The sequence below is a fragment of the Streptomyces sp. NPDC033178 genome (assembly GCF_055577685.1).
Map to the genome: position 1 here is coordinate 262,416 of NZ_JBVIPT010000008.1, position 26,519 is coordinate 288,934.

Here is a 26,519-nt window from a genome sequence, read left to right on the forward strand (position 1 = left end):
GCAGTGGAGATTGCTGCCTTTTCACGCCCGTGAAAGTTAGTCAGCAATAACTAATCGAAGTCAGCGATCACCCGCTGGGGGAAGCGATGTCACAGCAGACCGCACGTCGCGGGGGAGCCGTCTGGGCCCTCGTCATCACCAGCGTCGCCGGGTTCATGGCGGCGCTCGACAACCTCGTCGTCACCACCGCACTGCCCTCGATCCGCGAGGACCTCGGGGGAGACCTCCCCGATCTGGAATGGACCGTGAGCGCGTACACGCTCACCTTCGCCGTGCTGCTGATGTTCGGCGCGGCCCTGGGTGACCGGTTCGGCCGGCGCCGGCTCTTCCTCGTCGGCATCACCGTGTTCACCGGCGCGTCCGCCGCCGCGGCCATGGCGCCCGGCATCGACTCGCTGATCGCCGCCCGCGCTGTCCAGGGCGTCGGCGCCGCCATCATGATGCCGCTGACGCTGACCCTGCTCACGGCCGCCGTTCCGGCCGCCAAACGCGGGATGGCGTACGGGATCTGGGGTGCCGTCAACGGTCTCGCGGTCGCTTCGGGGCCGCTCATCGGCGGCAGCCTCACCGAGCACATCTCCTGGCAGTGGATCTTCTGGCTGAACGTTCCGCTGGGACTGGCGCTCCTGCCGCTCGCCCGGCTGCGTCTGTCGGAGTCGTTCGGCGTCGGCGCCCCGCTCGACATCCGCGGCACCCTGCTGGCCAGCGGTGGCCTCTTCGGGATCGTGTACGGGCTGGTCCGGGCGCCCGTCGTCGGCTGGACCGACGGGATAGTCCTGCTGGGGCTGTTCGCGGGCACCGCTCTGCTCGTCGGCTTCGTGCTCCACGGCATCAGCGCCAAGAACCCGATGCTGCCGATGCGGCTCTTCCGCAACCGGGCCTTCGCCGGGATCAACGCGGCAAGCCTGCTGATGTTCCTCGGGATGTTCGGCTCGATCTTCCTGCTCAGCCAGTACATGCAGGGAGTCCTCGGCTACTCGCCCACCCAGGCAGGGCTGCGCATGCTGCCCTGGACGGGGATGCCGATGCTCATAGCGCCCGTCGCCGGCTATCTGTCCGACCGGATCGGCGGCCGCCCGGTCGTCGCCGCGGGTCTGTTCCTGCAGGCCGTCGGGCTCGGCTGGTTCGCCACCGTCATCGCGCCCGACACGCCGTACGCCACGCAGCTGCCCGCCCTGATCATCAGCGGCGTGGGTATGTCCCTCTTCTTCGCCCCCGCCTCCAGCCTGGTCATGTCCAGCGTCCGGCCGCAGGAGCAGGGCATCGCGTCCGGCGCCAACAACGCACTGCGCGAGGTCGGCGGCGCGCTCGGTATCGCGGTGATGGCCTCGATCTTCTCCGCCCAGGGCGGCTACGGGACCGCGCAGACCTTCGTGGACGGCACCCAGCCGGCGCTCTGGGTCGGCTCCGCCGCGGTGGCCGTGGCGGGAGTCGCGGCGCTGTTCATCCCCGGTCGTCGCCGTGCGGCCGAGGCGGGGGACGAGAGCGCGGAGGCCGCGCCCGAGCGGGTGCTGGAGACGGCCTCCCACTGAGGACTCACCGAGTCCGGAAGCCAAACCCACGAGAGTTCGGAAATCAAACCGAAAGGGGTCCGGTCATGCCCACCCTTCCCTGGACCGTGCCGAACAAGCCGCCGCAGGGCGCCGAGGTGCACGTCTTCGCCTCCCGCTTCGAGACCCGCACCCGCTGGGGAGCGCTCAAGTTCTTCGCCAGGACACCGGCCGTCTGGCGCCAGGTGAGCAAAGCCCCCGGAGCGTACGGCGCCACGCTCAGGGCGGCCCCGCTGCGGCGGACCTTCTGGACCCTGTCCGCCTGGGAGTCGCCCGCGGCGCTCAAGGCGTTCGCCCGCTCCGGAACGCACGCGCCGACCGCCCGCGGTCTCGGCCCCCAGATGCGCGACGCGAAGTTCGTCTCGTGGACGGTCACGGCGGACGACCTCCCGCTCGACTGGCCGGAGGCGTTGCGCCGTCTGTGACCGACCGCCCCCGCGAACAGCTGCCCGGCCAGGAGAACGGCCCCGCCCCGACCGGCGGGGCCGTTCTCGTACTCTTGGGCACGTGCTGGAACTCCACGACGCCCCGCTCGCCCCGCTGACCACCTTCCGGCTCGGCGGCCCCGCCGCGCGCCTGATCACCGCCACGACCGACGCCGAGGTGATCGCCGCCGTCCGCGAGGCCGACGACTCCGGCACGCCGCTGCTGCTGATCGGCGGCGGATCCAACCTGGTCATCGGGGACAAGGGCTTCGCGGGCACCGCCCTGAGCATCGCCACCCGCGGCTTCGCCCTCGACGGTACGAAGCTGGAGCTGGCCGCCGGCGAGGTGTGGACCGACGCCGTCGCCCGCACTGTCGAGGCCGGCCTCGCGGGCATCGAGTGCCTCGCCGGAATCCCGGGCTCCGCGGGCGCGACACCCATCCAGAACGTGGGGGCGTACGGCCAGGAGGTGTCGTCGACGATCACCGAAGTGATCGCCTACGACCGGCGGACCCGCGAGACGGTCACCGTCCCGAACGCCGAATGCGCCTTCTCGTACCGCCACAGCCGCTTCAAGGCCGACCCCGAGCGCTTCGTCGTGCTGCGCGTCCGCTTCGGTCTGGAGAACGCGTCCGGGCTGTCCGCGCCGATCAAGTATGCCGAGACGGCCGGCGCCCTCGGTGTCGAGCCCGGCGACCGCGTGCCGCTGGAGAAGGCCCGTGAGACCGTCCTGAAGCTGCGCTCCGGCAAGGGCATGGTGCTCGACCCGGAGGACCACGACACCTGGTCGGCCGGCTCGTTCTTCACCAACCCGATCCTCACCCACGAGGAGTTCGCCGCGTTCCACGCGCGCGTGCAGGAGCGCCTCGGCGACGGCGTGCTCCCGCCCGCGTACCCGGCGGGCGACGGGCACACCAAGACCTCCGCGGCCTGGCTGATCGACAAGTCCGGCTTCACCAAGGGCTACGGCAGCGGCCCCGCCCGCATCTCCACCAAGCACACCCTGGCCCTCACCAACCGCGGCGAGGCCACCACCGAGGACCTCCTCGCGCTCGCCCGCGAGGTTGTCGCGGGCGTCCACACCGCCTTCGGGATCACGCTCGTCAACGAACCGGTGACGGTCGGCGTCAGCCTCTGAGGCGCCCCGGGGCGCCCCCGCCGCCCGCCGAGTGCGGCGGCGGGATATTTCGCTTGCCGGTCGCCCGGCCCGGCGATCACCCTGGGGTCATGAGAGAACTCCTGTGCGGCTGAGGGTCGATGAGTTCCGGCCGAGCGCCGGCCGGTACGCGTTCCGGGTGGTCCAGCCGCGCCCCGCGCTGCGGCACACCACGCTCAGCGACCCCTTGCGGGGCTGGGGCTATCTGGTCGGCGACCACGACGGACTGGCCCGCCTCGCCGCACTGTTCTCGTTCGCCGCGTACTCCCCGCACACGGTCGTCCACGTCCCGCTGCGGGACGGAGTTCCCCGGACGTTCGCGCCCGGAGTGCCGGTCGACCTGGTCCTCGCACACCAGTCGCTCGGCCTGCGTCCCTCCACCTGGCCTGCGCTGCGCCGCAGGCTGGCTCGGGGTACCCCGAGGACCGTTCGCACCGACGAACGGCGTACCGCGCGCCACGCCGCCGACTGGCAGGCGCGCTGGAACCAGCGCTGGGACCACCTCGACCGTGTCGACCGGATCCAGCCCGCCGTCCACGCCCGGACGCTGTTCCTCTTCGGCGCCCGGGACACCTTCGCCTCGGCGTCCGTCCACCTGGAGCTGGCGGCGGGTTTCGGCCCGCTCGGCAAGGGTGCCGCCAAGGGGCGGGACGTGCTGGTCGCCTCGCTCTCCACACATCTGCCGCTGACCTGGGGACGAGGGCCGGAGCTGGACATCGGCTTCCAGGCGTACCCGCCCTACGCCCACTTCAGACGACCGGGGCGGTCAGCCAGTCGTCGATCCCGGACAGCAGCTTCGCCTTGATGTCCTGCGGGGCCGCAGAACCCCGTACAGACTGCCGTGCGAGCTCGGCCAGTTCGGCGTCCGTGAAGGCGTGATACTGGCGCGCGATGTCGTACTGGGCGGCCAGCCGCGAGCCGAACAGCAGCGGGTCGTCCGCACCGAGTGCCAGCGGGACCCCCGCCTCGAAAAGTGTGCGCAGGGGGACGTCCTCCGGCTTTTCGTACACCCCCAGGGCGACGTTCGACGCCGGGCAGACCTCACAGGTGATGCCCCGGTCCGCGAGCCGCTTCAGGAGCCGCGGGTCCTCGGCCGCCCGCACCCCGTGCCCGATCCGCGAGGCGTGCAGGTCGTCCAGGCAGTCACGGACGGACGCAGGGCCGGTCAGCTCGCCGCCGTGCGGCGCGGCCAGCAGTCCACCCTCACGCGCGATGGCGAAGGCCCGGTCGAAGTCCCGCGCCATACCGCGCCGCTCGTCGTTGGAGAGCCCGAAGCCGACGATGCCGCGGTCCGCGTACCGCACGGCCAGCCGGGCCAGCGTGCGGGCGTCCAGCGGATGCTTCATCCGGTTCGCGGCCACCAGGACCCGCATCCCGAGCCCGGTCTCGCGCACGGCCGAGTCCACGGCGTCCAGGATGATCTCCAGCGCCGGGATCAGCCCGCCCAGCCGGGGCGCGTACGAGGTCGGGTCCACCTGGATCTCCAGCCACCCCGAGCCGTCCCTGAGGTCCTCCTCGGCGGCCTCCCGCACCAGCCGCTGGATGTCCTCGGGATCTCTGAGGCACGACCGCGCCGCGTCGTACAGCCGCTGGAAGCGGAACCAGCCCCGCTCGTCGGTGGCTCGCAGTTTCGGCGGCTCCCCGCTGGTCAGCGCGTCGGGAAGGTGGATCCCGTGCTTGTCGGCAAGTTCCAGCAGAGTGGTGATCCGCATCGACCCGGTGAAATGCAGGTGCAGATGAGCTTTGGGCAGCTCAGAGACATCACGTACGTGCTCCATTCCAGGATCCTGCCGTACGCCGCGTCCGTATCGGTAGCGCTTTCCCTGAACGTGGTCTTGCTCGCACTGAGACACGAACGCAAGTCACGAACCAGGACACGAAGAAGCGGGCCGCCTCCCAGGGAGGCGGCCCGCTCGTACCCACTCACGGTGAGGAGGTTCAGTCCTTGGCCTCGGCCAGCAGCTTCTGGATCCGCGAGACGCCCTCGACGAGGTCCTCGTCACCCAGCGCGTACGAGAGCCGCAGGTAGCCCGGCGTGCCGAAGGCCTCGCCCGGGACGACCGCGACCTCGGCCTCCTCCAGGATCAGCGCGGCCAGCTCGACGGAGTCCTGCGGGCGCTTGCCGCGGATCTCCTTGCCGATGAGGGCCTTCACCGAGGGGTACGCGTAAAACGCGCCCTCGGGCTCCGGGCAGAGCACGCCATCGATCTCGTTGAGCATCCGCACGATGGTCCTGCGGCGGCGGTCGAAGGCCTCGCGCATCTCGGCGACGGCTGTCAGGTCGCCCGAGACGGCGGCGATCGCGGCGACCTGGGCGACGTTCGACACGTTCGACGTGGCGTGCGACTGGAGGTTGGTCGCGGCCTTCACCACGTCCTTCGGACCGATGATCCACCCGACACGCCAGCCGGTCATCGCGTATGTCTTCGCGACGCCGTTGACCACGATGCACTTGTCGCGCAGCTCCGGCAGGATCGCCGGCAGCGAGGTGAACTTCGCGTCCCCGTAGACCAGGTGTTCGTAGATCTCGTCCGTCAGCACCCACAGGCCGTGCTCGACGGCCCAGCGGCCGATCGCCTCGGTGTCCTCGGCGCTGTAGACCGCACCCGTCGGGTTGGACGGCGACACAAAGAGGACGACCTTCGTCTTCTCCGTACGGGCCGCCTCCAGCTGCTCGACCGAGACGCGGTAACCGGTGGTCTCGTCCGCGACGACCTCGACCGGGACACCGCCGGCGAGACGGATCGACTCCGGGTACGTCGTCCAGTAGGGCGCCGGAACGATGACCTCGTCGCCCGGGTCGAGGATCGCGGCGAACGCCTCGTAGATGGCCTGCTTGCCGCCGTTGGTCACCAGGACCTGGGAGACGTCAACCTCGTAGGAGGAATCGCGCAGCGTCTTGGCGACGATCGCCGCCTTCAGCTCGGGAAGGCCGCCGGCCGGCGTGTACCGGTGGTACTTCGGGTTCTTGCAGGCCTCGATGGCGGCCTCGACGATGTAGCCCGGGGTCGGGAAGTCGGGCTCACCGGCGCCGAAGCCGATCACCGGACGTCCTGCGGCCTTGAGGGCCTTGGCCTTGGCATCCACGGCGAGGGTGGCGGACTCGGAGATCGCACCGATCCGGGCGGAGACCCGGCGCTCGGTGGGAGGGGTTGCAGCGCTCATGGGCCCATCGTTCCAGACACGAAACCTCCCCGGCACACCGGTTTCACAGAGTGAGCGTCGGCCGACAAAGTCCTTACGGACACTTTCTGTTCGACGACCGGCCGTCGACCACGTACACTCTCACCTCGTTGGCCTTCACCGGCCGCGCCCACCCGGTGCACACCGAGCACCCGGGCGGATGCGGTACGTTGTTGGGGAAACAAAGGGTCGTAGCTCAATTGGTAGAGCACTGGTCTCCAAAACCAGCGGTTGGGGGTTCAAGTCCCTCCGGCCCTGCTACACACTCCTTTCGCCAGGATGTGTGCGCATGTACGTACTGCATTGCACCGCCGTGCGGCTCATAACCGGGCGCGGCACGGCCACGACCCGGAATCAGGTGAGGACGAGTGACGGACGCCGTGGGCTCCATCGACATGCCTGATGCCCAGGATGAGGCGCCGGAGTCCCAGAAGAAGGGCCGCAAGGGCGGTAAGCGTGCCAAGAAGGGCCCGCTGAAGCGCCTTGCCCTCTTCTACCGCCAGATCGTCGCGGAACTCCGCAAGGTTGTCTGGCCGACCCGCAATCAGCTGACGACGTACACCACAGTGGTGATTGTCTTCGTCGTCATCATGATCGGTCTGGTGACTGTGATTGACTTTGGACTCGACAAGGCCGCCAAGTACGTATTTGGCTGAGCCAAGCGCGAAGGGCGCCGTACCCGGCGCCCGCTTTCGCGTGTTCCACCCCCATGATCCAGGAAGAAGCAGCCACCGTGTCTGACCCGAACCTGAACGACGCCGTCGAGCCGCGCGGACAGGAAGCCGAGTCCGTTGACGACGAGCTCGACATCGTCGAGGGCGCGGACGTCGAGGACGAGGTCGAGGCTGCCGACGCCGAAGTGGGCGAGGCCGCCGAAGAGGCTGCCCTGCACGTCGAGGACGAGTCCGGTGAGGACGTCGAGGCCGACGTGGACGCCGAGGACGCCGAGGACCTGGTCGTCTCCGACGAGGCCGAAGAAGCCGAGAAGCCCGAAGAGCCCGAGGAAGAGGCCGAGCCGGTCGACCCCGTCGTGGCGCTCCGCGAGGAGCTCCGCAGGCTGCCCGGCGAGTGGTACGTCATCCACACGTACGCGGGTTACGAGAACCGCGTGAAGACGAACCTCGAACAGCGTGCCGTCTCTCTGAACGTCGAGGACTTCATCTTCGCGGCCGAGGTGCCGCAGGAAGAGGTCGCGCAGATCAAGAACGGCGAGCGCAAGACCGTCCGTCAGAACAAGCTCCCCGGCTACGTGCTGGTGCGCATGGACCTGACGAACGAGTCCTGGGGCGTCGTCCGCAACACCCCCGGCGTCACCGGCTTCGTGGGCAACGCGTACGACCCGTACCCGCTGACGCTGGACGAGATCGTCAAGATGCTCGCCCCGGAGGCCGAGGAGAAGGCCGCCCGCGAGGCGGCCGAGGCCGAGGGCAAGCCGGCTCCGTCCCGCAAGCTCGAGGTCCAGGTGCTGGACTTCGAGGTGGGCGACTCGGTCACCGTCACCGACGGCCCGTTCGCGACGCTGCAGGCGACCATCAACGAGATCAACGCCGACTCGAAGAAGGTCAAGGGCCTCGTCGAGATCTTCGGCCGCGAGACCCCGGTCGAGCTGAGCTTCGACCAGATCCAGAAGAACTGACCCCTCGCGGGACGATCTTCCGGAACACACGCCTCCGACCAGGTCAGACGGGCCTTCACAGCCTGTCTGACCTGCTCGGTTTTTGGTCGCGCACAGATACCCGTTATCGTTGTGCGGTATGCCTCCGTCCGGATGATCCGGATCGGCGGCTGAAAACTCTCACTAGGACCCGGAGAGAGCAATGCCTCCCAAGAAGAAGAAGGTCACGGGGCTCATCAAGCTCCAGATCCAGGCCGGTGCGGCCAACCCGGCGCCGCCGGTCGGCCCCGCGCTGGGCCAGCACGGCGTCAACATCATGGAGTTCTGCAAGGCCTACAACGCCGCGACCGAGTCGCAGCGTGGCTGGGTGATCCCGGTGGAGATCACGGTCTACGAAGACCGCTCCTTCACCTTCATCACCAAGACCCCGCCGGCCGCGAAGATGATCCTCAAGGCCGCGGGCGTGGAGAAGGGCTCCGGCGAGCCGCACAAGACCAAGGTCGCCAAGATCACCCAGGCGCAGGTCCGCGAGATCGCCACCACGAAGATGCCCGACCTGAACGCCAACGACCTGGACGCCGCGTCGAAGATCATCGCCGGCACCGCCCGTTCCATGGGCATCACGGTCGAGGGCTGACCTCCACCCCGTAGGAAAGACCGTGGCAGGGCCTGCTCGGCCCACACCACGACTCCTCAGAACACACAGGAGCAGTAGTGAGCAAGCGCAGCAAGTCTCTCCGCGCTGCGGACGCCAAGATCGACCGGGACAAGCAGTACGCCCCGCTCGAGGCCGTCCGTCTCGCCAAGGAGACCTCCACGAGCAAGTTCGACGGCACCGTCGAGGTCGCCTTCCGCCTGGGTGTCGACCCGCGCAAGGCCGACCAGATGGTCCGTGGCACCGTGAACCTCCCGCACGGCACCGGTAAGACCGCCCGGGTCCTGGTCTTCGCGACCGGTGACCGTGCCGAGGCAGCGACCGCCGCGGGCGCCGACATCGTCGGCTCCGACGAGCTCATCGACGAGGTGGCGAAGGGCCGTCTGGACTTCGACGCCGTCGTCGCCACCCCGGACCTCATGGGCAAGGTCGGCCGTCTGGGCCGTGTCCTCGGCCCGCGTGGTCTGATGCCGAACCCGAAGACCGGCACCGTGACCCCGGACGTGGCCAAGGCCGTGACCGAGATCAAGGGCGGCAAGATCGAGTTCCGCGTCGACAAGCACTCGAACCTGCACTTCATCATCGGCAAGACCTCGTTCGACGAGACCCAGCTGGTGGAGAACTACGGCGCCGCGCTGGAGGAGATCCTCCGTCTGAAGCCGTCCGCCGCCAAGGGTCGCTACATCCGGAAGGCCGCGATCAGCACCACGATCGGCCCCGGCATCCCGCTCGACCCGAACCGCACCCGCAACCTCCTCGTCGAGGAGGACCCGGCCGCCGTCTGAGCCTGACGCTCACCGGCAGCCGCGTCGCACACGCGATTCCAGGACGGGCCCCGCAACCTTTCGAGGTGCGGGGCCCGTCCCTCTTTGTCAGATGCCCGTTTCCGGACCGGGTGTCAGTGCCCTGCGCTAGCGTGCAAGGCACAGGAATCGCATAGGGGGACGAATGAAGAGCACTGCCGTGCGACGCGCGACTGTCTCGATCGCGATGGCCGCCGCGCTGACGGGGGTCGCGGCCTGTAGCGGCTCGGACTCCGACGGGGGTTCGGGCGGGAGCTCGGGCGGAAGCTCCGGAGGGGGCGACAAGGCGGCCGGCAAGGCCAAGACGCAGGCGAACCCGATCGCGGCCCTGCGCACTGTCGAGAAGTCCACCGACAAGGCCGACTCCGCCAAGGTCGAGTCCACCACGACCATGGGCACGATCATGTCCATGGAGGCGGACGGCGCCCTCGGTTGGTCCGACGGTCTCACCGGCACCCTGACGATCACGTACACCGGCGGCACGATGGCCGACCAGATGCGTCAGCTGGGCACCACCTCCATGGAGGCCCGCTATCTGCCGGACGCCTACTACGCGAAGATGGGCGACAAGTTCGCCGAGCAGTCCGGCGGCAAGCACTGGATCAAGTACGCGTACGACGACCTGGCGGACCTCGCCGGCGGATCGGGTGCGTACATGAAGGACCAGATGCAGAACACCACGCCGAACCAGTCGGTGAAGCTCCTGCTGGCCTCCGGGGACGTCAAGAAGGTCGGCGAGGAGAAGGTGCGCGGCGAGAACACCACGCACTACTCGGGCACGGTCGACGTGGCGGACCTCGCGGGCGAGAGCTCGAACCTCACCGCGGACCAACTGGCCGACATGAAGCGCCAGTTGGAGCAGGCCGGAGTCACCACCGAGACCATCGACATATGGGTCAACGACGAGGATCTGCTGGTCAAGAAGGTCGAGAAGGGCGAGCTGGCGACCGGCTCGATGTCCTCCACGGCGTTCTACAGCGACTACGGCGTGAAGGTCTCCACCGAGGAGCCCCCGGCCGGCGACACCGCCGACTTCAAGGACCTGATGCAGACTCAGCCGGCGGCCTGAGAGCTCCGGTACGGGACGCAGGGGGCGCCATCCGGGCGGCCCCGGGCGTACCACAGGCGTCCCGGGCGTCACACAGGCCTCAAGGAACTCGGAGGACTGCCGAGTCCCTCTGGGATACGCTCGCGCCCTGTCTGTGAGTCGCTCATCTGTTCCTTGGGGGGAACCATGAAGTTTTCTGTGCGCGGATCCGTGCGTCGTAGGACGACCGGTGCGGCACTCGCCGCGCTGGTGCTCGCCGGGGGTGCCGTCGGCTGTTCGAAGGACGGCGCGAGCCAGGAGTCGCCGAAGATGACGCCCGCCGCGGCCGTGGCCAAGGCGGCGAAGAACACGGAGGACATCACCTCCATCAGCTACCGGATGACCGGCAGGACCCCTGAGGAGGGGCGCGTCAAGGCCGACGCCCAGATGCGCATGAAGCCCGACGTCGCCATGAGCATGAAGATGACTGCTCTGGACCAGGGCGCGGACGGCACCGCCGAGATCCGCCTCGTCGACAAGGCGATGTACATAGGCGGCGGCGCCGCGGCCGCCAAGGAGCTGGACGGCAAGAGCTGGATCAAGTTCGACCTGTCCACGCTGGGCGACGACGCGCTGGGGGGCGCGGCTCCGGGCGCCGGGACGGCCGACAAGAACCCCGCCCAGGAGTCCACCTTCCTCACCGGCTCCAAGGACGTGAAGAAGGTCGGCACCGAGAAGGTCGAAGGTGTCGAGACCACCCACTACAAGGGCACCGTCACCCTCGACGAGTTCCGCAAGTCCCTCAAGGACGAGAGCAAGACCACCCGCGAGCAGCGGGAGAAGAGCCTTGAGCAGTACGAGAAGATGGGCGTGGACGCGCTCACGATGGACATGTGGATCGACGGCGACGACCGCACCAAGCAGTTCCGTATGCAGGGCGACGCCGACAAGGGCAAGCTCGACATGACCATCACCTTCGTCGACTACAACAAGCCCGTGACGGTCGAGGCGCCGCCCGCCAAGGACGTCATGGACCTGGCCGAGATGATGGGCGACATCGAGAGCTGACATCGGCGTGGGCCGGCGTTCGGCGTCGGCCCACGTACGGATTTGCTTGACAGCGACCCGTTCACGTAACCTTCCACAGAAGCCAAAGACCGCTGGTCGTTGCCGTGTGCTTGTTAGAGGGCGCGGTGACCGAAGGATCCGCTGAAACTGCGGACGACCCGCGTAGGTGACTGTGGATGAACTCCCGGGCAGTCCCGTACTTCGTACGGATCCGTTCGGTCGAGTCACGCCCCGTGCGCCTGCGCCGGGGCGTTTCGTTTTCCCAGTCTCCTTCTGAGCGGTCCTCATCACCCGGAAGGAGGCCACGCTTATGGCAAGGCCCGACAAGGCTGCCGCGGTAGCCGAGCTCGCGGACCAGTTCCGCAGCTCGAACGCCGCTGTGCTGACCGAGTACCGGGGTCTCACCGTGGCGCAGCTCAAGACGCTGCGTCGTTCGCTCGGTGAAGACGCCCAGTACGCCGTGGTGAAGAACACGCTGACCAAGATCGCGGCCAACGAGGCCGGGATCTCGACGCTCGACGACCTGTTCAACGGTCCGACGGCGGTTGCCTTCATCTCCGGTGACCCGGTGACGTCGGCGAAGGGTCTTCGTGACTTCGCCAAGGACAACCCCAACCTCGTCATCAAGGGCGGTGTCCTTGACGGCAAGGCGCTGTCCGCCGACGAGATCAAGAAGCTTGCGGACCTCGAGTCCCGCGAGGTTCTGCTCGCCAAGCTGGCGGGTGCCATGAAGGGCAAGCAGACTCAGGCTGCGCAGCTCTTCCAGGCGCTTCCGTCGAAGTTCGTCCGCACTGCGGAGGCGCTTCGCGTCAAGCTCGAAGAGCAGGGCGGTGCCGAGTAATTCGGCTCGCGCATTGACCGCCGCCTGAGGCGACGGTCGTAGCGGGCCGAACGTACGCCCGCCTCACCAGTACATCCGGCACCTGCCGAATTAGTGGAAGGACGCCATCATGGCGAAGCTGTCCCAGGAAGAGCTGCTCGCGCAGTTCGAGTCCCTCACCCTCATCGAGCTCTCCGAGTTCGTGAAGGCCTTCGAGGAGAAGTTCGACGTCACCGCCGCCGCCGCGGTCGCCGTTGCCGGCCCCGCCGGTGCCGCCGCCCCCGCCGAGGCCGAGGCCGAGCAGGACGAGTTCGACGTCATCCTCACGGGTGCCGGCGACAAGAAGATCCAGGTCATCAAGGTCGTGCGTGAGCTGACCTCGCTGGGTCTGAAGGAGGCCAAGGACCTCGTGGACGGCGCTCCGAAGCCGGTCCTCGAGAAGGTCGCCAAGGACGCCGCCGAGAAGGCCGCCGAGTCCCTCAAGGGCGCCGGCGCCTCCGTCGAGGTCAAGTAACACCACGAGCCGTCCGCCAGGCGCCCTCAGGGGCGCCGTGGCAGCGGCTCCAGCGAGCCGACACAGCCGCTCCAGCAGGGGCTGTAACGCTGACGCACCGAAGAGCGATCATCCATCTGGGTGGTCGCTCTTCGGCGTTCGAGGGGGCCGTGCGGCGACTGCCTTGCGCTGTCGGTCGCGACGAGTATGGTGATCTTCGTTCGTGCCTCCGGCCGCCCTGTGACGGGCAGCGAGACAGGTTGCAAGACGGGTTGCAAGTGACGATGGCAGCACCCGGTTCGGGCATGGGGGGCCTTGACGAACCGCACGCAGCGCGCAATTCTCAGGACGCGTCGTCACAACGATCCGGATCCGAGGCATGGATCGGTGGCGAAGAGGGCAGTATCGATGTGCATCGAGGGCGTGGCTTGCAGCAGGGGTTGAGAACAACGAGGGTCTTCAAAAACCCGCACTGGACATCAGTGGGCCTAGTGGCTACACTGACCCTTTGCGCTGCCTGTTAGCTGCCTCCTGCCCGTCACCAGGGGCATGCCCTCGCTTCAGCACTGTGGATTGAACCGATCCTGACCTGGCCTTTTGGCTGATTCAGGAAACGGCTGTCCCGGTGTCCGGCTTGGGACCGGTACGCGCGTAGTGAGTCCGAGCCCTCGGAAGGACCCCCTCTTGGCCGCCTCGCGCACTGCCTCCGCGAATACGAACAACGGCGCCAGCACCGCCCCGCTGCGCATCTCTTTTGCAAAGATCAAGGAGCCCCTCGAGGTTCCGAACCTTCTTGCGCTGCAAACCGAGAGCTTCGACTGGCTGCTCGGAAACGACGCGTGGAAGGCTCGTGTCGAGGCGGCTCTGGACAGCGGACAGGACGTCCCCACCAAGTCCGGTCTGGAGGAGATCTTCGAGGAGATCTCCCCGATCGAGGACTTCTCCGGGTCGATGTCCCTGACATTCCGCGACCACCGCTTCGAGCCTCCCAAGAACTCGATCGACGAGTGCAAGGAGCGCGACTTCACGTACGCCGCCCCGCTCTTCGTCACGGCCGAGTTCACCAACAACGAGACCGGCGAGATCAAGTCCCAGACGGTCTTCATGGGCGATTTCCCGCTCATGACCAACAAGGGCACCTTCGTCATCAACGGCACCGAGCGTGTCGTCGTGACGCAGCTGGTCCGTTCGCCGGGTGTCTACTTCGACTCCTCCATCGACAAGACGTCCGACAAGGACATCTTCTCGGTCAAGGTCATCCCCTCCCGGGGTGCCTGGCTGGAGATGGAGATCGACAAGCGCGACATGGTCGGTGTCCGCATCGACCGCAAGCGCAAGCAGTCCGTCACCGTTCTCCTGAAGGCTCTCGGCTGGACGACCGAGCAGATCCTCGAGGAGTTCGGCGAGTACGAGTCCATGCGCGCAACCCTGGAGAAGGACCACACCCAGGGCCAGGACGACGCACTGCTCGACATCTACCGCAAGCTGCGTCCGGGCGAGCCCCCGACCCGTGAGGCCGCGCAGACGCTTCTGGAGAACCTCTACTTCAACCCGAAGCGCTACGACCTCGCCAACGTCGGCCGTTACAAGGTCAACAAGAAGCTGGGCAGCGAGGCCCCGCTGGACGCCGGGATCCTGACCGTCGAAGACATCATCGAGACGATCAAGTACCTGGTGAAGCTGCACGCCGGTGAGACCGAGACCGTTGGTCCCAACGGCGCCTCGATCGTCGTCGAGACCGACGACATCGACCACTTCGGCAACCGTCGTCTGCGCAACGTCGGCGAGCTCATCCAGAACCAGGTCCGTACGGGTCTGGCGCGTATGGAGCGTGTCGTCCGTGAGCGGATGACGACCCAGGACGTCGAGGCGATCACGCCGCAGACCCTGATCAACATCCGGCCGGTCGTCGCCTCCATCAAGGAGTTCTTCGGCACCAGCCAGCTGTCGCAGTTCATGGACCAGAACAACCCGCTGTCGGGCCTGACGCACAAGCGTCGTCTCAACGCGCTCGGCCCGGGTGGTCTGTCCCGTGAGCGGGCCGGCTTCGAAGTCCGTGACGTGCACCCCTCGCACTACGGCCGCATGTGTCCGATCGAGACCCCCGAAGGCCCGAACATCGGCCTGATCGGCTCGCTCGCCTCCTACGGCCGGATCAACGCGTTCGGTTTCGTCGAGACGCCGTACCGCAAGGTCGTCGAGGGCCAGGTCACCGACGACGTCGACTACCTCACCGCCGACGAGGAGGACCGGTTCGTCATCGCGCAGGCCAACGCCTCGCTCAATGACGACATGCGCTTCGACGAGGCCCGTGTCCTGGTCCGCCGTCGTGGTGGAGAGGTCGACTACGTCCCCGGTGACGACGTCGACTACATGGACGTCTCCCCGCGCCAGATGGTGTCCGTCGCGACCGCGATGATCCCCTTCCTGGAGCACGACGACGCCAACCGTGCCCTCATGGGCGCGAACATGATGCGCCAGGCCGTGCCGCTGATCACCGCCGAGGCCCCCCTCGTCGGTACGGGCATGGAGTACCGCTGCGCCGTCGACGCCGGCGACGTCATCAAGGCCGAGAAGGCGGGTGTCGTCCAGGAGGTATCCGCGGACTACATCACCGTCGCCAACGACGACGGCACGTACACCACGTACCGCGTCGCCAAGTTCTCGCGCTCCAACCAGGGCACCTCGGTCAACCAGAAGGTGATCGTCGACGAGGGCGACCGGGTCGTCGAGAACCAGGTTCTCGCCGACGGTCCGGCCACCCAGGAAGGCGAGATGGCGCTGGGCAAGAACCTGCTCGTCGCCTTCATGCCGTGGGAGGGCCACAACTACGAGGACGCGATCATCCTGTCGCAGCGCCTCGTCCAGGACGACGTCCTCTCCTCGATCCACATCGAGGAGCACGAGGTCGACGCCCGTGACACCAAGCTCGGCCCCGAGGAGATCACCCGGGACATCCCGAACGTCTCCGAGGAGGTCCTGGCCGACCTCGACGAGCGCGGCATCATCCGCATCGGTGCCGAGGTCGTCGCCGGCGACATCCTGGTCGGCAAGGTCACGCCCAAGGGCGAGACCGAGCTGACCCCGGAGGAGCGCCTGCTCCGCGCGATCTTCGGTGAGAAGGCGCGCGAGGTGCGCGACACCTCGCTGAAGGTGCCGCACGGCGAGATCGGCAAGGTCATCGGCGTCCGCGTCTTCGACCGTGAAGAGGGCGACGAGCTGCCGCCGGGCGTGAACCAGCTGGTTCGTGTCTACGTGGCGCAGAAGCGCAAGATCACCGACGGTGACAAGCTCGCCGGCCGTCACGGCAACAAGGGCGTCATCTCCAAGATCCTGCCGATCGAGGACATGCCGTTCCTGGAGGACGGCACCCCGGTCGACATCATCCTCAACCCGCTGGGTGTCCCGTCCCGAATGAACCCGGGACAGGTCCTGGAGATCCACCTCGGCTGGCTCGCCAGCCGCGGCTGGGACGTCTCCGGTCTGGCGGACGACTGGGCGCAGCGCCTGCAGTCCATCGAGGCCGACAAGGTCGACCCGGGCACGAACGTCGCCACCCCCGTCTTCGACGGTGCGCGTGAGGACGAGCTGGCCGGTCTGCTGCAGCACACCATCCCGAACCGCGACGGCGAGCGCATGGTGCTCCCCACCGGTAAGGCGCCCCTGTTCGACGGCCGCTCCGGCGAGCCGTTCCCGGAGCCGATCTCGGTCGGCTACATGTACATCCTCAAGCTCCACCACCTGGTCGACGACAAGCTCCACGCCCGCTCGACCGGTCCGTACTCGATGATCACCCAGCAGCCGCTGGGTGGTAAGGCCCAGTTCGGTGGCCAGCGCTTCGGTGAGATGGAGGTGTGGGCGCTGGAGGCTTATGGCGCCGCTTACGCCCTCCAGGAACTGCTGACCATCAAGTCCGACGACGTGACCGGCCGCGTGAAGGTCTACGAGGCCATCGTCAAGGGCGAGAACATCCCCGAGCCCGGCATTCCCGAGTCCTTCAAGGTGCTCATCAAGGAAATGCAGTCGCTCTGCCTCAACGTGGAGGTGCTGTCCTCGGACGGCATGTCCATCGAGATGCGCGACACGGACGAGGACGTCTTCCGCGCCGCGGAGGAGCTCGGTATCGACCTGTCCCGGCGCGAGCCGAGCAGCGTCGAAGAGGTCTGACGGGTCTGGCCGGGGCTCCCTGAACAAGAGCCCCGGCTAACCCCGGACCCCAGTCAGACCAGTGAAGAATCGACCCCGAAAGAGGGATTGACGACAAGTGCTCGACGTCAACTTCTTCGACGAGCTGCGGATCGGCCTTGCTACCGCTGACGACATTCGTCAGTGGTCACACGGTGAGGTCAAGAAGCCGGAGACCATCAACTACCGCACCCTCAAGCCCGAAAAGGACGGACTCTTCTGCGAGAAGATCTTCGGTCCGACCCGGGACTGGGAGTGCTACTGCGGCAAGTACAAGCGTGTCCGCTTCAAGGGCATCATCTGCGAGCGCTGCGGCGTCGAGGTCACTCGCGCCAAGGTGCGTCGTGAGCGGATGGGCCACATCGAACTGGCCGCTCCCGTCACCCACATCTGGTACTTCAAGGGCGTTCCGTCGCGGCTGGGCTACCTGCTCGACCTCGCCCCGAAGGACCTCGAGAAGGTCATCTACTTCGCCGCGTACATGATCACGTACGTGGACGACGAGCGTCGTACCCGCGACCTGCCGTCGCTGGAGGCTCACGTCTCCGTCGAGCGTCAGCAGATCGAGAACCGCCGCGACGCCGACCTCGAGACCCGCGCCAAGAAGCTCGAGACCGACCTGGCCGAGCTTGAGGCCGAGGGCGCCAAGGCCGACGTACGCCGCAAGGTGCGCGAAGGTGCCGAGCGTGAGATGAAGCAGCTGCGTGACCGTTCGCAGCGCGAGATCGACCGTCTCGACGAGGTGTGGACCCGATTCAAGAACCTCAAGGTCCAGGACCTGGAGGGTGACGAGCTCCTCTACCGCGAGCTGCGTGACCGCTTCGGGACCTACTTCGACGGCTCCATGGGTGCGGCTGCCCTGCAGAAGCGCCTGGAGTCCTTCGACCTGGACGAGGAGGCCGAGCGCCTCCGCGAGATCATCCGTACCGGCAAGGGCCAGAAGAAGACCCGTGCGCTGAAGCGGCTGAAGGTCGTGTCTGCCTTCCTGCAGACCTCCAACAGCCCCAAGGGCATGGTTCTCGACTGCGTCCCGGTCATCCCGCCGGACCTTCGCCCGATGGTGCAGCTGGACGGTGGCCGCTTCGCGACCTCCGACCTGAACGACCTGTACCGCCGTGTGATCAACCGGAACAACCGTCTGAAGCGGCTTCTCGACCTCGGCGCGCCCGAGATCATCGTGAACAACGAGAAGCGCATGCTCCAGGAGGCCGTGGACGCCCTCTTCGACAACGGTCGTCGTGGTCGCCCGGTCACCGGTCCCGGTAACCGCCCGCTGAAGTCCCTGAGCGACATGCTCAAGGGCAAGCAGGGTCGTTTCCGTCAGAACCTGCTCGGCAAGCGTGTGGACTACTCCGCGCGTTCCGTGATCGTCGTCGGTCCGCAGCTGAAGCTGCACCAGTGCGGTCTGCCGAAGGCGATGGCGCTGGAGCTCTTCAAGCCGTTCGTGATGAAGCGCCTGGTCGACCTGAACCACGCGCAGAACATCAAGAGCGCCAAGCGCATGGTGGAGCGCGGCCGCACGGTCGTGTACGACGTCCTCGAAGAGGTCATCGCCGAGCACCCGGTTCTGCTGAACCGTGCTCCCACCCTGCACCGCCTCGGCATCCAGGCCTTCGAGCCGCAGCTGGTCGAGGGCAAGGCCATCCAGATCCACCCGCTCGTCTGCACCGCGTTCAACGCGGACTTCGACGGTGACCAGATGGCCGTGCACCTGCCGCTCTCCGCGGAGGCACAGGCCGAGGCCCGCATCCTGATGCTGTCCTCGAACAACATCCTCAAGCCCGCCGACGGCCGTCCGGTGACGATGCCGACCCAGGACATGGTCCTCGGTCTGTTCTTCCTCACCACCGACGGCGAACTGCGGGACGTCAAGGGCGAGGGCCGGTCCTTCGGCTCCGCGGCCGAGGCGATCATGGCGTTCGACGCCGGTGACCTCTCGCTGCAGTCGCGCGTGGACATCCGCTTCCCGGTGGGCACCATCCCGCCGCGCGGCTGGACCCCGCCGGCTCAGGAGGAGGGGGACAGCCACGCTGGGGAAGGTGAGTGGCAGCAGGGTGACACCTTCCGCCTGAACACCACCCTGGGCCGCGCGCTCTTCAACGAGCTGCTGCCCGAGGACTACCCGTTCGTCGACTACGAGGTCGGCAAGAAGCAGCTCTCCGAGATCGTCAACGACCTCGCCGAGCGCTACCCCAAGGTCATCGTGGCGGCGACGCTCGACAACCTGAAGGCGGCCGGCTTCTACTGGGCGACCCGTTCCGGCGTCACCGTGGCCATCTCCGACATCGTCGTTCCCGACGCGAAGCGCGCGATCGTCAAGGGCTACGAGGACCAGGACGAGAAGGTCCAGAAGCAGTACGAGCGTGGTCTGATCACCAAGGACGAGCGCACGCAGGAGCTCATCGCGATCTGGACCAAGGCGACCAACGAGGTCGCCGAGGCGATGAACGCGAACTTCCCGAAGACCAACCCGGTCTCGATGATGGTCAACTCGGGCGCTCGCGGAAACATGATGCAGATGCGTCAGATCGCCGGTATGCGTGGTCTGGTGTCGAACGCCAAGAACGAGACCATCCCGCGTCCGATCAAGGCGTCCTTCCGTGAAGGCCTGTCCGTGCTGGAGTACTTCATCTCCACGCACGGTGCCCGTAAGGGTCTGGCTGACACCGCCCTGCGTACCGCCGACTCGGGTTACCTCACCCGTCGTCTGGTCGACGTGTCGCAGGACGTCATCATTCGCGAGGAGGACTGCGGCACCGACCGCGGTCTGCGTCTGGAGATCGCCGAGCGGGGCGCCGATGGTGTCCTGCGCAAGGCGGAGAACGTCGAGACCAGCGTGTACGCACGTGCGCTGGCCGAGGACATCACCGTCGACGGCAAGGTGCTGGCCCCGGCCAACACCGACCTGGGCGACGTCCTCATCGACGAGCTCGTCAGGTACGGCATCGAGGAGGTCAAGACCCGTTCGGTCCTGACCTGCGAGTCCGCCGTCGGTACCTGCGCCATGTGCTACGGCCGCTCGCTGGCCACCGGCAAGCTGGTCGACATCGGTGAGGCGGTCGGCATCATCGCCGCCCAGTCCATCGGTGAGCCCGGCACGCAGCTGACGATGCGTACCTTCCACACCGGTGGTGTGGCCGGTGACGACATCACCCAGGGTCTGCCCCGTGTCGTCGAGCTCTTCGAGGCTCGTACGCCGAAGGGTGTCGCCCCGATCTCCGAGGCCTCCGGCCGCGTGCGGATCGAGGAGACCGAGAAGACCAAGAAGCTCGTCGTCACCCCCGACGACGGCAGCGACGAGACGGCGTTCCCGATCTCGAAGCGTGCCCGTCTGCTGGTGGGCGAGGGCGACCACGTCGAGGTGGGCCAGAAGCTCACCGTGGGTGCCACCAACCCGCACGACGTGCTGCGCATCCTGGGTCAGCGTGCCGTCCAGGTCCACCTGGTCGGCGAAGTCCAGCGGGTCTACAACTCGCAGGGCGTGTCGATCCACGACAAGCACATCGAGATCATCATCCGGCAGATGCTCCGCCGTGTGACGATCATCGAGTCCGGCGACGCCGAGCTGCTGCCCGGCGAGCTCGTCGAGCGCTCGAAGTTCGAGACCGAGAACCGTCGTGTGGTCCAGGAAGGCGGCCACCCGGCCTCCGGCCGTCCGCAGCTGATGGGTATCACCAAGGCGTCGCTGGCCACCGAGTCGTGGCTGTCGGCGGCGTCCTTCCAGGAGACGACCAGGGTTCTGACGGACGCGGCGATCAACGCCAAGTCCGACTCCCTGATCGGCCTCAAGGAGAACGTCATCATCGGTAAGCTCATCCCGGCCGGTACGGGCCTGTCCCGCTACCGCAACATCCGGGTCGAGCCGACCGAGGAGGCCAAGGCCGCGATGTACTCGGCCGTCGGCTACGACGACATCGACTACTCGCCGTTCGGCACGGGCTCCGGCCAGGCCGTTCCGCTGGAGGACTACGACTACGGTCCGTACAACCAGTAAGCGGGTTGCTTGAGTTGAAGGGCGGTCACCCTGCGGGGTGGCCGCCCTTCGGCTTTCCCGTGACGGGAACCTATGCCGGAAATGCCGCGTTGGAGCATGATGGAAGCCCAGTCTTTCGGGGGGAGGTGCTCCCGTGTCGTACCCGTCGTGGCAGCCGGGGGAGGGGCCGAAGGATGCGCAGGCCCGGCAGGGGTCCGGTGGTGTGCCGTCCTGGCGTGGGCAGGGTGGTCAGCCGCCGGTCCGGTACGGGCAGGGCGGTCCTCCGCAGCCCGGGTACGGGGACAGTGCGCATTCCATGCTCGCCTCGCACGCCGACCGAGAGCGGGCCGTCGACGTGCTCAGAGCCGGCTTCGGCGAGGGGCGCATGGAGCAGGCCGAGTTCGAGAAGCGGGTGGCGCGGGCCTACGCGGCCCGTACGGTGGGCGAGCTGGCCCTTCTGGTGGCCGACCTGCCCCAGGGGCCCGTACCGCTGCCGGCGGCCGTAGGAGCCGTGCCACGGACGTTCCTGCCCCTTCCGGTGCCGAAGACGAACGAGAAGGCGATCGGGTCGGCGATCTGCGGTGGGCTGTGCCTGGTGACCTTCGGGCTCACCGGTCTTCCCGCGGTGATTCTCGGCCATTCCGCGCGCTCGGAGATCCGGCGCAGAGGCGAGAGCGGAGACGGTCTCGCGCTCACCGGACTCGTCATCGGATGGCTGGCCACGGCCAGCTGGACCCTTGTGGTGACGCTGCTGCTCATCGCCGCACTGACGACCGGATGAAGATCACGGACGGCGTGGCGGGTTGGCATGGTCCGCTCAGAGATGTTAGTGCGGCCCATTTGTTTTGACCGCAGCGTATGAGGTAGGTACGCTCAGACCTTGTGCCTGGGGTGTGCCCTGGCTCCCGTGCGTGCCTTCAAACCGCAAGGGGAGTCGTAAGCGGCCACCGTAAATCTGCGCTCTTCTCGCTTCACGGCGAGAGTCTGCAGGATTCGACACACCCGACCGCGTGGGTCGGCGACGTTCCAGGTTAGCTTCACCATTCGGCACACAGAAACCGGAGAAGTAGTGCCTACGATCCAGCAGCTGGTCCGGAAGGGCCGGCAGGACAAGGTCGAGAAGAACAAGACGCCCGCACTCGAGGGTTCGCCCCAGCGTCGCGGCGTCTGCACGCGTGTGTTCACGACCACCCCGAAGAAGCCGAACTCGGCCCTGCGTAAGGTCGCGCGTGTGCGTCTGACCAGCGGGATCGAAGTCACCGCTTACATTCCGGGTGAGGGACACAACCTGCAGGAGCACTCCATCGTGCTCGTGCGTGGTGGCCGTGTGAAGGACCTGCCGGGTGTTCGCTACAAGATCATCCGAGGTTCCCTGGACACCCAGGGTGTCAAGAACCGCAAGCAGGCCCGCAGCCGCTACGGCGCCAAGAAGGAGAAGTAGAAATGCCTCGTAAGGGCCCCGCCCCGAAGCGCCCGGTCATCATCGACCCGGTCTACGGTTCTCCTCTTGTCACGTCGCTCATCAACAAGGTGCTGCTGAACGGCAAGCGCTCCACCGCCGAGCGCATCGTCTACGGCGCCATGGAGGGCCTGCGCGAGAAGACCGGCAACGACCCGGTCATCACGCTCAAGCGCGCTCTTGAGAACATCAAGCCGACCCTCGAGGTCAAGTCCCGCCGTGTCGGTGGCGCCACCTACCAGGTGCCGGTCGAGGTCAAGCCCGGCCGCGCGAGCACCCTGGCGCTGCGCTGGCTGGTCGGTTACTCCCGCGCCCGTCGCGAGAAGACCATGACCGAGCGTCTGCTCAACGAGCTTCTCGACGCCTCCAACGGCCTCGGTGCCGCTGTGAAGAAGCGCGAGGACACCCACAAGATGGCCGAGTCCAACAAGGCCTTCGCGCACTACCGCTGGTAGTCGCTACCCCCATCGAGACCGAGAGAAGACCGAAGCCTTATGGCTACCACTTCACTTGACCTGGCCAGGGTCCGCAACATCGGGATCATGGCCCACATCGACGCGGGTAAGACGACCACCACCGAGCGGATCCTCTTCTACACCGGCGTCAGCTACAAGATCGGTGAAGTCCACGACGGCGCTGCCACCATGGACTGGATGGAGCAGGAGCAGGAGCGTGGCATCACGATCACCTCTGCTGCTACCACCTGTCATTGGCCGCTTGAGGACAACGACTACACGATCAACATCATCGACACCCCGGGTCACGTCGACTTCACGGTCGAGGTGGAGCGTTCGCTCCGCGTCCTCGACGGTGCCGTCACCGTGTTCGACGGTGTCGCGGGTGTCGAGCCGCAGTCCGAGACGGTGTGGCGTCAGGCCGACCGTTACGGCGTGCCGCGCATCTGCTTCGTCAACAAGCTCGACCGGACCGGCGCGGAGTTCCACCGCTGCGTCGACATGATCAGCGGCCGCCTCGGCGCGCAGCCGATCGTCATGCAGCTCCCGATCGGTGCCGAGGCCGACTTCAAGGGTGTCGTCGACCTGGTCACGATGAAGGCTCTCGTGTGGTCCGCCGAGGCGGAGAAGGGCGAGATGTACGACGTCGTCGACATCCCGGCCACCCACACCGAGGCTGCCGAGGAGTACCGCGGCAAGCTCGTCGAGACGGTCGCCGAGAACGACGACGAGATCATGGAGCTGTACCTGGAGGGCAAGGAGCCTTCCGTGGAGCAGCTCTACGCCGCGATCCGCCGCATCACCATCGCGTCCGGCAAGTCCGAGGGCACCACGGTCACCCCGGTGTTCTGTGGCACCGCGTTCAAGAACAAGGGCGTTCAGCCCCTGCTCGACGCGGTCGTGCGCTACCTGCCGACCCCGCTTGACGTCGAGGCCATCGAGGGCCACGACGTGAAGGACCCCGAGGTCGTCATCCAGCGCAAGCCGTCCGTGGACGAGCCGCTGTCCGCCCTCGCGTTCAAGATCATGAGCGACCCGCACCTGGGCAAGCTCACCTTCGTCCGGGTCTACTCGGGCCGCCTGGTGTCCGGCACTGCGGTGCTGAACTCCGTCAAGGGCAAGAAGGAGCGCATCGGCAAGATCTACCGCATGCACGCGAACAAGCGTGAGGAGATCGAGGCGGTGGGCGCCGGCGACATCGTCGCCGTGATGGGCCTGAAGCAGACCACCACCGGTGAGACGCTCAGTGACGACAAGCACCCGGTCATCCTGGAGTCCATGGACTTCCCGGCGCCGGTCATCCAGGTCGCCATCGAGCCCAAGTCCAAGGGTGACCAGGAGAAGCTGGGTGTGGCCATCCAGCGTCTCGCGGAGGAGGACCCCTCCTTCCAGGTTCACTCGGACGAGGAGACCGGCCAGACCATCATCGGCGGTATGGGCGAGCTGCACCTCGAGGTGCTGGTCGACCGTATGCGCCGTGAGTTCAAGGTCGAGGCCAACGTCGGTAAGCCGCAGGTCGCGTACCGTGAGACGATCCGCAAGGCCGTCGAGCGTGTGGACTACACCCACAAGAAGCAGACCGGTGGTACGGGTCAGTTCGCCAAGGTGCAGATCGCGATCGAGCCGATCGTGGACGGCGACGCCTCGTACGAGTTCGTGAACAAGGTCACCGGTGGCCGTATCCCGCGGGAGTACATCCCGTCGGTGGACGCCGGTGCGCAGGAGGCCATGCAGTTCGGCATCCTCGCCGGTTACGAGATGACGGGCGTCCGCGTCACGCTTCTCGACGGTGCCTACCACGAGGTCGACTCCTCCGAGCTGGCGTTCAAGATCGCCGGTTCGCAGGCCTTCAAGGAGGCCGCCCGCAAGGCCAGCCCCGTGCTGCTCGAGCCGATGATGGCCGTCGAGGTCACCACGCCCGAGGACTACATGGGTGACGTCATCGGCGACATCAACTCCCGCCGTGGCCAGATCCAGGCCATGGAGGAGCGTGCCGGTGCTCGCGTCGTGAAGGGCCTCGTGCCCCTCTCGGAGATGTTCGGCTACGTCGGCGACCTCCGCAGCAAGACCTCGGGTCGCGCAAGCTACTCGATGCAGTTCGACTCCTACGCCGAGGTTCCCCGGAACGTCGCCGAGGAGATCATCGCGAAGGCCAAGGGCGAGTAACGCACACCGTTTGCACGCTTTAGGCTTGACACCGACCGACGGGATTCATCCGGAAACGGAAATCCCGGCGGGCGGCATCCCAGCAAAGATCACCCTGGCGCCGATGAGTAAGGCGTACCAGAACCACTCCACAGGAGGACCCAGTGGCGAAGGCGAAGTTCGAGCGGACTAAGCCGCACGTCAACATCGGCACCATCGGTCACATCGACCACGGTAAGACGACCCTCACGGCCGCCATTACCAAGGTGCTGCATGACGCGTACCCGGACCTGAACGAGGCCTCGGCCTTCGACCAGATCGACAAGGCTCCTGAGGAGCGCCAGCGCGGTATCACGATCTCCATCGCGCACGTCGAGTACCAGACGGAGACGCGTCACTACGCCCACGTCGACTGCCCCGGTCACGCGGACTACATCAAGAACATGATCACGGGTGCGGCGCAGATGGACGGCGCCATCCTCGTTGTCGCCGCCACGGACGGCCCGATGCCGCAGACCAAGGAGCACGTGCTCCTGGCCCGCCAGGTCGGCGTTCCGTACATCGTTGTCGCGCTGAACAAGGCCGACATGGTGGACGACGAGGAGATCCTGGAGCTCGTCGAGCTCGAGGTCCGTGAGCTGCTCTCCGAGTACGAGTTCCCGGGCGACGACCTTCCGGTCGTCAAGGTCTCGGCGCTCAAGGCCCTTGAGGGCGACAAGGAGTGGGGCCAGTCCGTCCTCGACCTGATGAAGGCCGTCGACGAGTCGATCCCGCAGCCCGAGCGTGACGTCGACAAGCCGTTCCTCATGCCGATCGAGGACGTCTTCACGATCACCGGTCGTGGCACCGTCGTCACCGGTCGTATCGAGCGTGGTGTCCTCAAGGTCAACGAGACCGTCGACATCGTCGGCATCAAGACCGAGAAGACCACCACCACGGTCACGGGCATCGAGATGTTCCGCAAGCTGCTCGACGAGGGCCAGGCCGGTGAGAACGTCGGTCTGCTGCTTCGTGGCATCAAGCGCGAGGACGTCGAGCGCGGCCAGGTCATCATCAAGCCCGGCTCGGTCACCCCGCACACGGAGTTCGAGGCCCAGGCGTACATCCTGTCCAAGGACGAGGGTGGCCGTCACACGCCGTTCTTCAACAACTACCGTCCCCAGTTCTACTTCCGCACGACGGACGTGACTGGCGTGGTGACCCTCCCCGAGGGCACCGAGATGGTCATGCCGGGCGACAACACTGAGATGACCGTTGAGCTCATCCAGCCCGTCGCCATGGAGGAGGGCCTGAAGTTCGCCATCCGTGAGGGTGGCCGGACCGTGGGCGCCGGCCAGGTCACCAAGATCAACAAGTAGGTCTCGCTTACCTGTTGGGCTTGAACGCCTGGTAGCTCCAGCATCGCTGAGCTCCTTGAAGGGGCCCGTACGACTTCGGTCGTGCGGGCCCCTTTGCTGTAACGAAAGTATTCGGCGCCGACGACCCATTCCCCTCAAGGGCCCCTCCC

General features: G+C 67.0%; 21 protein-coding genes and 1 tRNA gene. 20 read left to right on the top strand and 2 right to left on the bottom strand.

From position 1 onward, the window contains the following. The first annotated feature begins 86 nt into the window (after positions 1-86). From ACZ5VQ_RS21855 to ACZ5VQ_RS21870, 4 genes are all read left to right on the top strand, one after another. A complete protein-coding gene (locus ACZ5VQ_RS21855) occupies positions 87-1,532 on the top strand; it encodes a DHA2 family efflux MFS transporter permease subunit (protein ID WP_469106338.1) in 1,446 nt (481 codons plus the stop codon). 65 nt (positions 1,533-1,597) lie between these two features. Then, positions 1,598-1,975, top strand: coding sequence for a DUF3291 domain-containing protein (locus ACZ5VQ_RS21860; RefSeq protein ID WP_362073501.1), 378 nt, complete (start codon positions 1,598-1,600; stop codon positions 1,973-1,975). Positions 1,976-2,057: 82 nt separating this feature from the next. Beyond that, a complete protein-coding gene (locus tag ACZ5VQ_RS21865) occupies positions 2,058-3,113 on the top strand; it encodes a UDP-N-acetylmuramate dehydrogenase (protein ID WP_469106339.1) in 1,056 nt (351 codons plus the stop codon). A gap of 103 nt (positions 3,114-3,216) precedes the next feature. Then, positions 3,217-3,936: a hypothetical protein gene (locus ACZ5VQ_RS21870; RefSeq protein ID WP_469106340.1), complete on the top strand. Its 720-nt coding sequence runs from the start codon at positions 3,217-3,219 to the stop codon at positions 3,934-3,936. Here the strand turns inward: ACZ5VQ_RS21870 and ACZ5VQ_RS21875 are convergent. Next, positions 3,881-4,909, bottom strand: coding sequence for an adenosine deaminase (locus ACZ5VQ_RS21875; protein ID WP_469106341.1), 1,029 nt, complete (start codon positions 4,907-4,909; stop codon positions 3,881-3,883). The genes ACZ5VQ_RS21870 and ACZ5VQ_RS21875 overlap by 56 nt on opposite strands. A gap of 160 nt (positions 4,910-5,069) precedes the next feature. After that, on the bottom strand, positions 5,070-6,296 hold the full coding sequence (locus ACZ5VQ_RS21880) for a pyridoxal phosphate-dependent aminotransferase (protein ID WP_469106342.1): 1,227 nt from the start codon (positions 6,294-6,296) through the stop codon (positions 5,070-5,072). A gap of 203 nt (positions 6,297-6,499) precedes the next feature. Between ACZ5VQ_RS21880 and ACZ5VQ_RS21885 the strand changes: the two genes are divergently transcribed. From ACZ5VQ_RS21885 to tuf, 16 genes are all read left to right on the top strand, one after another. After that, positions 6,500-6,572 (top strand) — tRNA-Trp (locus tag ACZ5VQ_RS21885). A 110-nt stretch (positions 6,573-6,682) separates the two neighbouring features. Continuing rightward, positions 6,683-6,970, top strand: coding sequence for a preprotein translocase subunit SecE (gene secE / locus ACZ5VQ_RS21890; protein ID WP_055610500.1), 288 nt, complete (start codon positions 6,683-6,685; stop codon positions 6,968-6,970). A gap of 77 nt (positions 6,971-7,047) precedes the next feature. Then, on the top strand, positions 7,048-7,950 hold the full coding sequence (gene nusG / locus ACZ5VQ_RS21895; protein ID WP_469106343.1) for a transcription termination/antitermination protein NusG: 903 nt from the start codon (positions 7,048-7,050) through the stop codon (positions 7,948-7,950). Positions 7,951-8,131: 181 nt separating this feature from the next. Further along, positions 8,132-8,566: a 50S ribosomal protein L11 gene (rplK, locus tag ACZ5VQ_RS21900; protein WP_030359033.1), complete on the top strand. Its 435-nt coding sequence runs from the start codon at positions 8,132-8,134 to the stop codon at positions 8,564-8,566. Positions 8,567-8,643: 77 nt separating this feature from the next. Beyond that, positions 8,644-9,369: a 50S ribosomal protein L1 gene (gene rplA, locus ACZ5VQ_RS21905; protein WP_143642867.1), complete on the top strand. Its 726-nt coding sequence runs from the start codon at positions 8,644-8,646 to the stop codon at positions 9,367-9,369. Between the two features lie 163 nt (positions 9,370-9,532). After that, positions 9,533-10,456 (top strand): SCO4651 family lipoprotein, encoded by a 924-nt coding sequence (locus ACZ5VQ_RS21910; protein ID WP_469106344.1) that lies wholly within the window; start codon positions 9,533-9,535, stop codon positions 10,454-10,456. Between the two features lie 165 nt (positions 10,457-10,621). Then, positions 10,622-11,482 (top strand): SCO4651 family lipoprotein, encoded by an 861-nt coding sequence (locus ACZ5VQ_RS21915; RefSeq protein ID WP_469106345.1) that lies wholly within the window; start codon positions 10,622-10,624, stop codon positions 11,480-11,482. 310 nt (positions 11,483-11,792) lie between these two features. Beyond that, entirely contained in the window at positions 11,793-12,323 is a 531-nt protein-coding gene (gene rplJ, locus ACZ5VQ_RS21920; protein ID WP_055610505.1) for a 50S ribosomal protein L10, read from the top strand. Positions 12,324-12,432: 109 nt separating this feature from the next. Beyond that, the gene (rplL, locus tag ACZ5VQ_RS21925; protein ID WP_143642864.1) at positions 12,433-12,816 is read left to right on the top strand and encodes a 50S ribosomal protein L7/L12; all 384 of its coding nucleotides are present in this window, start codon (positions 12,433-12,435) and stop codon (positions 12,814-12,816) included. Between the two features lie 663 nt (positions 12,817-13,479). After that, the gene (gene rpoB, locus ACZ5VQ_RS21930; protein WP_200397742.1) at positions 13,480-16,962 is read left to right on the top strand and encodes a DNA-directed RNA polymerase subunit beta; all 3,483 of its coding nucleotides are present in this window, start codon (positions 13,480-13,482) and stop codon (positions 16,960-16,962) included. A gap of 97 nt (positions 16,963-17,059) precedes the next feature. After that, positions 17,060-20,974, top strand: a complete 3,915-nt coding sequence (locus ACZ5VQ_RS21935; RefSeq protein ID WP_469106346.1) for a DNA-directed RNA polymerase subunit beta' — start codon at positions 17,060-17,062, stop codon at positions 20,972-20,974. A gap of 133 nt (positions 20,975-21,107) precedes the next feature. After that, complete coding sequence (locus ACZ5VQ_RS21940) at positions 21,108-21,734, top strand: DUF1707 and DUF4190 domain-containing protein (protein ID WP_469106347.1); 627 nt, start codon at positions 21,108-21,110, stop codon at positions 21,732-21,734. 288 nt (positions 21,735-22,022) lie between these two features. Next, positions 22,023-22,394, top strand: coding sequence for a 30S ribosomal protein S12 (gene rpsL, locus ACZ5VQ_RS21945; protein ID WP_003948652.1), 372 nt, complete (start codon positions 22,023-22,025; stop codon positions 22,392-22,394). Between the two features lie 2 nt (positions 22,395-22,396). Next, positions 22,397-22,867, top strand: coding sequence for a 30S ribosomal protein S7 (rpsG, locus tag ACZ5VQ_RS21950; protein ID WP_030345396.1), 471 nt, complete (start codon positions 22,397-22,399; stop codon positions 22,865-22,867). A gap of 39 nt (positions 22,868-22,906) precedes the next feature. Further along, positions 22,907-25,033 carry an elongation factor G gene (gene fusA, locus ACZ5VQ_RS21955; RefSeq protein WP_143642861.1) on the top strand — a complete coding sequence of 709 codons (2,127 nt, stop codon included), beginning with the start codon at positions 22,907-22,909 and terminating at the stop codon, positions 25,031-25,033. A gap of 143 nt (positions 25,034-25,176) precedes the next feature. Then, entirely contained in the window at positions 25,177-26,370 is a 1,194-nt protein-coding gene (gene tuf, locus ACZ5VQ_RS21960; RefSeq protein WP_055610510.1) for an elongation factor Tu, read from the top strand. Positions 26,371-26,519 lie beyond the last annotated feature (149 nt).